The organism is Escherichia sp. WS2035 (genome assembly GCF_046487065.1).
In the GTDB taxonomy this organism is placed as follows: Bacteria; Pseudomonadota; Gammaproteobacteria; order Enterobacterales; family Enterobacteriaceae; genus Escherichia; species Escherichia coli.
The window spans coordinates 287,199-296,358 of the sequence record NZ_JBJQKD010000004.1 but is presented as its reverse complement, the minus strand read 5'-3'; the positions used below and the strand labels follow the sequence as shown (position 1 = coordinate 296,358).

The 9,160-nt window shown below is 49.5% G+C and carries 7 protein-coding genes; 4 read left to right on the top strand and 3 right to left on the bottom strand.

Annotated features, from left to right (window positions below):
* The coding region (locus ACJHX4_RS10355; protein ID WP_000372200.1) for a pyridoxal-dependent decarboxylase at nt 1-486 on the bottom strand (486 nt) is incomplete at its 3' end.
* Between the two features lie 210 nt (nt 487-696).
* The gene (ccp, locus tag ACJHX4_RS10350; protein WP_000784836.1) at nt 697-2,094 is read right to left on the bottom strand and encodes a cytochrome c peroxidase; all 1,398 of its coding nucleotides are present in this window, start codon (nt 2,092-2,094) and stop codon (nt 697-699) included.
* A 404-nt stretch (nt 2,095-2,498) separates the two neighbouring features.
* On the opposite strand from ccp, the gene ACJHX4_RS10345 reads away from it, so the two are divergent.
* Nucleotides 2,499-4,148 carry an alpha,alpha-trehalase gene (locus ACJHX4_RS10345; protein ID WP_000934214.1) on the top strand — a complete coding sequence of 550 codons (1,650 nt, stop codon included), beginning with the start codon at nt 2,499-2,501 and terminating at the stop codon, nt 4,146-4,148.
* A gap of 50 nt (nt 4,149-4,198) precedes the next feature.
* Here ACJHX4_RS10345 and ACJHX4_RS10340 read toward each other — a convergent pair whose 3' ends face one another.
* Nucleotides 4,199-4,801, bottom strand: a complete 603-nt coding sequence (locus ACJHX4_RS10340) for a helix-turn-helix transcriptional regulator (RefSeq protein ID WP_001167663.1) — start codon at nt 4,799-4,801, stop codon at nt 4,199-4,201.
* 519 nt (nt 4,802-5,320) lie between these two features.
* On the opposite strand from ACJHX4_RS10340, the gene ACJHX4_RS10335 reads away from it, so the two are divergent.
* From ACJHX4_RS10335 to ACJHX4_RS10325, 3 genes are all read left to right on the top strand, one after another.
* The gene (locus tag ACJHX4_RS10335) at nt 5,321-6,220 is read left to right on the top strand and encodes a LysR family transcriptional regulator (RefSeq protein ID WP_024175730.1); all 900 of its coding nucleotides are present in this window, start codon (nt 5,321-5,323) and stop codon (nt 6,218-6,220) included.
* Between the two features lie 47 nt (nt 6,221-6,267).
* Entirely contained in the window at nt 6,268-7,281 is a 1,014-nt protein-coding gene (yhjD, locus tag ACJHX4_RS10330; RefSeq protein ID WP_000191263.1) for an inner membrane protein YhjD, read from the top strand.
* A 392-nt stretch (nt 7,282-7,673) separates the two neighbouring features.
* The gene (locus ACJHX4_RS10325) at nt 7,674-8,996 is read left to right on the top strand and encodes an MFS transporter (protein WP_001149010.1); all 1,323 of its coding nucleotides are present in this window, start codon (nt 7,674-7,676) and stop codon (nt 8,994-8,996) included.
* The last annotated feature ends 164 nt before the right edge of the window (nt 8,997-9,160 follow it).

The window sequence follows — 9,160 nt, the reverse complement described above, 5'->3', positions numbered from 1 at the left end:
TACCGGACCGCACACCAGGTTTGGTTTATCCGTGGGTTTGCCTGCGGCTTCCATACGCTTGCGCCAACGCCATTTCATCGCCATCCCGCCGAGCATACAGGCCTCGGAAGAGCCAATGGTGTTGGTGCCAACGGCCTGACCATTTTTCGGTGCAGGCGCATGCCACAGATCGGCAACCATGTTTACGCAACGCAGGTCGATTGCTGCAGATTGCGGATATTCTTCTTTGTCGATCCAGTTTTTATTGATCGACAAATCCATCAATTTATGGACGTTTTCGTCGTCCCAGGTCTGGCAGAAAGTGGCCAGGTTCTGACGAGCGTTGCCATCAAGATATAATTCATCATTGATAATCTGAAATGCAACATCATCGCGCATTTCGTGCAGCGGAAATCGTTTTGACTCCGCGATAGTAGAAATGGCCTTTGCACCAAAACGTGAATCGAGTAGTTCTGAGCGGAAATCCGTTAACAGCTTCTGGTCCATTTCGAACTCCTTAAATTTATTTGAAGGCAATAAAAAAGTAGGATTTATCCGCAATGGAAGCAAGGCATTACAGGCTTAATTTAAATAACAAAATCCTAAGCAGAAAAACGACCTTTTATAATATAAACATTTAATATGATAATATTAAAAACAGACTTTATTATCGTAATAAAAATCGCCCAAACACTCCTGTTCGGGCGATCAAATTAATTATTGTTTATCCTGCATATACGGCATGTAAACCCCGTTCAGACTGTGCAGGAAAGCTACGATATCATCCACATCCTCCTGCGGCAGCTCTTTGCCTACCTGATAGCGCAGCATCAGTTTCACTGCCCCGTCCAGCGTCGGCACGTCACCGCGATGGAAGTACGGTGCCGTTAAAGCAACGTTACGTAAACCGGGTACTTTCTGACGCAATTTATCACGCTCTTCTTTAGTAACATTCATACGACCAATATCCGCCGCCGTAATTTCACCAAAGTTAAAGTCTTTTTTCAGCCCCAACGGTTCAAAGGAACGTCCGCCGAGAATAATACCACCATGACAAGTTGCACATTTATTATCTTTAAATAATTGATAGCCTTTTTTCTGTTGCGCCGTCAGAGCATTCTCATCTCCACGCAACCATTTATCAAATGGGGAATCCGGCGTAATTAATGTTTTCTCAAATTCAGCAATGGCATCAGTAATATTTTCGCCACTGAAACCTTGCGGATAGACTTCGAGGAACTGCGCTTTAAGCTGCGGATCTTTTTCCAGCTTAGCAATAATTTCGTCCCAGGATTTCGACGCCATTTCAATCGGGTTCAACGGCGGTCCACCAGCCTGATCCTGCAATGTTGCCGCACGACCATCCCAGAACTGCTCAACGTTAAATACTGAGTTAAATACCGTCGGCGCGTTAATCGGCCCAACTGCGCCACCAACACCAATCGATGTTTTTCTGCCATCGACGCCCCCCGCATTCAACGCATGGCAATGAGCGCATGAAATGGTGCTATCCGCCGATAAACGGGGATCGTGATACAGCGCAAAACCCAACGCCACTTTTTGCGCATCGGTAGGCAGTTTTTGCGGGATGGGCTGCACCGGTTCATTGCGATGCTCCGGAGCAGTATCATTGCTGGCGTAATATTCCGCGCGCTGTTTTGCAATCCAGGCCAGTATTTCCGCCCGCTCTTCATCACTCACCTTACCCGCCCAGTGTAGCGCGGTATAACGCGTTGGCGGCATAGTTTCATACTGCATCACCCATTCAATCTTATTCAGATCGCTTTGCGAAACGGGTTTATTAGCCAGCAGAGCCGCACGCACGGCCTCGAGGTTAAAAGATTTATATCCAAGCTTTATGTCGTAATCCATCAACTGTTTCGCGCCGGGAATATAATAATAGGCGGGTAATTCTGCCGAAGGCGTATGGCAATAATCGCATCCTTTTTCGCGGAGAAAGCCTAAAACCTTATTATTTTCACTGACAGCAGATGCCTGAACATCGGCCTGTTTACTGCGTTTATTATCGTGGTACCACACATAACCAGATAACCCTAAATAGCAAATCGCGACGCCAGCCAGGCCGATCGCGGTAATACGTGAGACCATTTTCATTATTCTTCCCTCACGGTAGTGAGTTATTGTGACCCAGAAAATTTTCCAGAATGCTGCAAACGTCTCTGCGAGACAAAGCCATCATAAAAAACAGGGAGATATGCTTTTTGATAGGAATCAATCAATTACATGAATATAAACTATCAATAAGATAGCCAGTGCCTATTACCCAGATCAGGAATGGCATATCATGATTGCGGCGAGAGCAGGATTGAATGTTCTGAAAATGAAAAACAACACGAAATCCGTATTTTTATAAATTCCATTGATATTAGTGCGTTATATTTTTTGGCAGGTTAATAAACGTGATCCACCGCACGCTTTGTCGCCCACCAGGCGGAGCGAATGACTACCCTTAAAGAAAAGCCCGATAATTAGCGACGAATTTCGGAGGTCGGATCCTTATGCTCAATCAGAAAATTCAAAACCCTAATCCAGACGAACTGATGATCGAGGTCGATCTCTGCTATGAGCTGGACCCGTATGAATTAAAACTGGATGAGATGATCGAGGCAGAACCGGAACCCGAGATGATTGAAGGGCTGCCCGCCTCTGATGCGCTGACGCCTGCCGATCGCTATCTCGAACTGTTCGAGCATGTTCAGTCGGCGAAAATTTTCCCCGACAGTAAAACCTTTCCCGACTGCGCACCCAAAATGGACCCGCTGGATATTTTAATCCGCTACCGTAAAGTGCGCCGTCATCGTGATTTTGACTTGCGCAAGTTTGTTGAAAACCACTTCTGGCTGCCGGAGGTCTACTCCAGCGAGTATGTATCGGACCCGCAAAATTCCCTGAAAGAGCATATCGACCAGCTGTGGCCGGTGCTAACCCGTGAACCACAGGATCACATTCCGTGGTCTTCTCTGCTGGCGCTGCCGCAGTCATATATTGTCCCGGGCGGCCGTTTTAGCGAAACCTACTATTGGGATTCCTATTTCACCATGCTGGGGCTGGCGGAAAGTGGTCGGGAAGATTTGCTGAAATGCATGGCCGATAACTTCGCCTGGATGATCGAAAACTACGGCCACATCCCCAACGGCAACCGCACCTATTATTTGAGCCGCTCGCAACCACCGGTTTTTGCGCTGATGGTGGAGTTGTTTGAAGAAGATGGTGTACGCGGCGCGCGCCGCTATCTCGACCACCTGAAAATGGAATATGCCTTCTGGATGGACGGTGCAGAATCGTTGATCCCTAATCAGGCCTATCGCCATGTTGTGCGGATGCCGGACGGCTCGCTGCTCAACCGTTACTGGGACGATCGCGACACGCCGCGTGACGAATCCTGGCTTGAGGACGTTGAAACCGCGAAACATTCTGGTCGCCCGCCTAACGAGGTGTACCGCGATTTACGTGCGGGGGCGGCCTCCGGTTGGGATTACTCTTCCCGTTGGCTGCGTGATACTGGTCGTCTGGCGAGCATTCGTACCACCCAGTTCATCCCCATCGATCTGAATGCCTTCCTGTTTAAACTGGAGAGCGCCATCGCCAACATCTCGGCACTGAAAGGCGAGAAAGAGACAGAAGCACTGTTCCGCCAGAAGGCCAGTGCCCGTCGCGATGCGGTAAACCGTTACCTCTGGGATGATGAAAACGGTATCTACCGCGATTACGACTGGCGACGCGAGCAACTGGCGCTGTTTTCCGCTGCCGCCATTGTGCCGCTCTATGTCGGTATGGCGAACCATGAACAGGCCGATCGTCTGGCAAACGCCGTGCGCAGCCGGTTACTGACACCTGGCGGGATTCTGGCAAGCGAGTACGAAACCGGTGAACAGTGGGATAAACCCAACGGCTGGGCACCGTTACAGTGGATGGCAATTCAGGGATTTAAGATGTACGGCGATGACCTTCTGGGTGATGAAATCGCGCGCAACTGGCTGAAGACGGTGAATCAGTTCTATCTGGAACAGCACAAACTGATCGAGAAATACCATATTGCCGATGGTGTTCCTCGCGAAGGCGGCGGTGGCGAGTATCCGTTGCAGGATGGGTTTGGCTGGACTAACGGTGTGGTACGCCGTTTAATTGGTTTGTACGGCGAACCATAATATTTTTACAGCCAGCCGCTAACTTCCTGCTGGCTGTAAAATTATCCTCTTCAGGAGGAGATATTTAACATCATTGCCGCCTGGGTGCGATTTTTGACTTCCAGACGGCGATACAGTGATTCCAGATGCGCTTTTACCGTTCCGGTACTGATATTCAGCGCCCTGCCGATCTCTTTATTTGATTCGCCCGCCGCTAACATGGTTAAAATCTCCCGCTGGCGGGCGCTTAACGATTTGAGATCTTTAATGTCCTTTTCCGGCGTCGTTCGCCAGTCTCCAGGCAGAAACATCATCCCCATCGCCGCACTATTTACCGCCAACGCAAATGTCTCGACGGTTGAATCACGAGGCACAATGGCCAGCACATTAAAATGAATAACTTCCTGTAACCACCGTTTGTTGCAATCCGTCGCCGTAATTAACACCTTAACCTCAGGAAATTGCACCACAGTTTTTTGCAGCAACCAGTAGCAAAACTCACCATCCTGATCGCCATCGAGCATCACTAAGGCTTCAGGGTAACTTTCCAGCTTTTGCCATAACTCGTCTGCCTGACTGGCCCCCTGAATACTCACTCCTGGAATACGATGCTGTAAACTGATTTTCATTCCATGAATAAATATTGACTGCCTGTCAAACATGACTATTTGCATAACTGAATCTCCACCTGAATACGTTAAAAAGACTTAAGTAGTGGAAGGGTATTACCCGCGAGAAAAAATAAGAATTCGCCATTTGGCGGTGGCCATTCTACAGAGATGACACGTAGAAAATAGTTACCGATATAAATAGTTACAGCTAAACGCCTGAAATTACATGTCGAGGGCACTATTTAAAACATTTTTGAGGATTTCCTTATATCGGTAGTTAGTACGCATGCAATTAAAAATGAAATTCCGCGACCATAAACAAAAATAACAAACGGCAATGAGATAAAAATAAGCACAAATAGCCAATACATCTTCTATTCACTTTAAAGGGAATCGCTGAAAAATACGCTCTGTTTAAGGGAATTTACCTTTCTCATAAAGCTATTCCTCCCTTTTCCTGCTGAGAAATCGCCACATTCATCATGACAACATTGTGAAACCCGGCATTAGATGTTAGAAAAAACAATAAACAATGCGATATGCACGCTACTGTTTCGTTGTGAACAACAATCGGTCAAAGAAATGGATAAAATTCACGCAATGCAGTTGTTCATCAAAGTCGCGGAGCTGGAAAGTTTTTCCCGCGCGGCGGATTTCTTTGCTTTGCCAAAGGGAAGTGTTTCGCGCCAGATACAGGCACTGGAACATCAACTTGGCACCCAGCTTCTCCAGCGCACCACGCGACGGGTCAAACTCACGCCAGAAGGCATGACCTATTATCAACGAGCAAAAGATGTGTTGAGTAATCTCAGCGAACTGGACGGTCTGTTTCAACAGGATGCCACCAGTATCAGCGGTAAATTACGCATCGACATCCCGTCAGGAATCGCGAAAAGCCTGTTACTGCCGCGCTTGTCGGAATTTCTCTATCTGCATCCGGGAATTGAGCTGGAACTGAGTAGCCATGACCGTCCGGTAGATATTCTTCATGATGGTTTTGATTGCGTGATACGCACTGGCGCATTACCGGAAGATGGCGTTATCGCCCGTCCCCTCGGTAAACTGACCATGGTCAACTGTGCCAGTCCGCACTATCTGACGCGCTTTGGTTATCCGCAAAGCCCCGATGATCTGACTTCACACGCAATAGTGCGTTATACACCGCACCTGGGTGTACATCCGTTAGGTTTTGAGGTTGCCAGCGTTAATGGCGTCCAGTGGTTTAAGTCTGGCAGCATGTTGACGGTAAACAGTAGCGAAAACTATCTCGCCGCCGGTCTTGCCGGTCTGGGGATTATTCAGATCCCGCGCATTGCCGTGCGCGAAGCCCTGCGTGCCGGGCGGCTTATTGAAGTGTTGCCTGGCTACCGTGCCGAGCCGCTGTCCCTTTCACTGGTTTATCCGCAGCGTCGGGAGCTTTCCCGGCGTGTAAACCTGTTTATGCAGTGGCTGGCTGGCGTAATGAAAGAGTACCTGGACTGACCGACTATACTTTTAAGAATGACCACGACAGAAGGACAAAAGAGCGGATGACGCAGGAAAACGAGATCAAACGTCCCACCCAGGATCTGGAGCACGAGCCGATTAAGCAGTTGGATAATAGCGAGAAAGGCGGCAAAGTTAGCCAGGCGCTGGAAACCGTCACCACCACTGCCGAGAAAGTCCAACGCCAACCGGTTATTGCGCACCTGATTCGCGCGACAGAACGCTTTAACGATCGGCTGGGTAACCAGTTTGGTGCGGCTATCACCTATTTCTCATTTTTGTCGATGATCCCCATTTTGATGGTGTCGTTTGCCGCAGGGGGCTTTGTGCTCGCCTCCCATCCGATGTTGCTACAGGATATCTTCGACAAAATTCTGCAAAACATCAGCGATCCGACGCTAGCCGCCACATTGAAAAACACCATCAACACCGCCGTTCAGCAGCGTACGACTGTAGGGCTTGTCGGTCTGGCAGTGGCACTTTATTCCGGCATCAACTGGATGGGTAACCTGCGTGAAGCGATTCGCGCCCAGTCACGCGATGTCTGGGAACGCTCGCCGCAAGATCAGGAGAAGTTCTGGGTAAAATATCTGCGTGATTTTATTTCGCTGATTGGTTTGTTGATTGCGCTGATTGTGACGCTTTCTATCACCTCGGTTGCCGGTTCTGCGCAGCAAATGATTATTAGCGCCCTGCACCTGAACAGCATTGAGTGGCTGAAACCGACATGGCGGTTGATTGGCGTGGCGATTTCCATCTTCGCCAACTATCTGCTTTTCTTCTGGATCTTCTGGCGGTTGCCGCGCCACCGTCCGCGCAAAAAAGCCCTGATCCGCGGAACATTTCTGGCTGCTATTGGTTTTGAAGTGATTAAAATCGTGATGACCTACACCCTGCCATCGTTGATGAAATCACCCTCTGGCGCAGCATTTGGTTCCGTGCTGGGGCTGATGGCATTTTTCTACTTCTTCGCCCGTTTGACGCTGTTTTGCGCGGCGTGGATTGCCACCGCCGAATATAAAGACGACCCGCGAATGCCGGGGAAAACACAGCCTTAAAATAGGCCGGATGCGGCGTACGAATTTATCCGGCCTGGCTCCCCGTAGGCCGGATAAGATGCGCCAGCATCGCATCCGGCTATAATGCGCACATAACCTCTTGAAACTCTTTCCCAGAGCCTCTTTAGCCATCTATTCAGGAGCAAACAATTTCATTCCAACTCATAACCCCAGCATATAAATCCAGTTGGTAACTTTTATTTAACCTAAAACCAGTTTAATCCACCATTTATAAAATTATGTGAAGCATTTCATAGAAGAAAAATCACTGGCCTAAACATTATTCCCTTTTTGCCTGATTTTTGACCATTTCCGCGATTTGTTACACATTGAAATATCACTTTTGCTGTGCGTAATATGGCTATTCGTTAGCCAAAAAATAAGAAAAGATTATGCAAGCAACAGCCACAACACTCGACCACGAGCAAGAATACACGCCGATCAACTCGCGTAATAAAGTCCTTGTCGCCTCTCTCATTGGCACGGCCATTGAGTTCTTCGACTTTTACATTTACGCCACTGCGGCCGTTATTGTGTTTCCGCATATCTTCTTCCCGCAGGGCGATCCAACGGCAGCAACGCTACAGTCGCTCGCCACCTTCGCCATCGCCTTCGTCGCGCGCCCCATTGGCTCTGCCGTTTTTGGTCATTTTGGCGATCGCGTTGGGCGTAAAGCGACGCTGGTCGCCTCGTTGCTAACGATGGGGATTTCGACCGTGGTGATTGGTCTGCTGCCAGGCTATGCCACGATTGGTATTTTCGCCCCGCTGCTGCTGGCGCTGGCTCGATTTGGTCAGGGTCTGGGCTTAGGTGGTGAATGGGGCGGCGCGGCGCTGCTGGCGACTGAAAACGCCCCACCGCGCAAACGTGCATTGTACGGCTCCTTCCCGCAGCTGGGCGCACCGATTGGCTTCTTCTTTGCCAACGGCACTTTCTTGCTGCTTTCCTGGCTACTGACCGACGAGCAGTTTATGAGCTGGGGCTGGCGTGTGCCATTTATCTTCTCGGCGGTGCTGGTCATTATCGGCCTGTATGTTCGCGTGTCGCTGCATGAGTCGCCGGTGTTTGAGAAAGTCGCTAAAGCGAAAAAACAGGTGAAGATCCCGCTGGGTACGCTGCTGACCAAACATGTTCGCGTAACCGTACTGGGTACGTTCATTATGCTGGCAACCTATACGCTGTTTTACATCATGACGGTCTACTCTATGACCTTTAGTACCGCCGCCGCGCCAGTTGGGCTTGGCCTGCCGCGTAACGAAGTGTTGTGGATGCTGATGATGGCAGTTATTGGTTTTGGCGTGATGGTGCCAGTCGCCGGATTACTGGCTGATGCCTTTGGTCGCCGTAAAAGCATGGTGATCATCACCACGCTGATCATCCTGTTCGCGCTATTCGCCTTTACCCCTTTGCTCGGTTCTGGCAACCCGATTCTGGTTTTTGCCTTTCTGCTGCTGGGGTTAAGTCTGATGGGGCTGACCTTCGGTCCGATGGGCGCGCTGTTACCAGAGCTGTTCCCGACAGAAGTGCGTTACACCGGAGCATCGTTCTCTTACAACGTATCGTCGATTCTCGGGGCTTCCGTTGCGCCGTATATCGCAGCCTGGTTGCAGACTAACTACGGGTTAGGTGCGGTGGGGCTATATCTGGCGGCGATGGCTGGCTTGACGTTAATCGCCCTGCTGCTGACCCATGAGACGCGACATCAGTCGTTGTAATAAGAGTGAAAAGCCTGATGCGCTACGCTTATCAGGCCAGAATTTCCATACAATATATTGAATTCGCAAGGATTTGTAAGCCGGAGGCGTTCACGCCGCATCCGGCATGAACAAAGCACACTTTGCCAACAATCTAAATCTGTTTAATTGCCGGATGTCAGACA

Coding starts and splice junctions, on each gene's coding strand:
- ACJHX4_RS10335 (WP_024175730.1), top strand. CDS start 5,321: ATGGATAAAATTCACGCAATGCAGTTGTTCATCAAAGTCGCGGAGCTG.
- ACJHX4_RS10345 (WP_000934214.1), top strand. CDS start 2,499: ATGCTCAATCAGAAAATTCAAAACCCTAATCCAGACGAACTGATGATC.
- ACJHX4_RS10340 (WP_001167663.1), bottom strand. CDS start 4,801: ATGCAAATAGTCATGTTTGACAGGCAGTCAATATTTATTCATGGAATG.
- ccp (WP_000784836.1), bottom strand. CDS start 2,094: ATGAAAATGGTCTCACGTATTACCGCGATCGGCCTGGCTGGCGTCGCG.
- ACJHX4_RS10325 (WP_001149010.1), top strand. CDS start 7,674: ATGCAAGCAACAGCCACAACACTCGACCACGAGCAAGAATACACGCCG.
- yhjD (WP_000191263.1), top strand. CDS start 6,268: ATGACGCAGGAAAACGAGATCAAACGTCCCACCCAGGATCTGGAGCAC.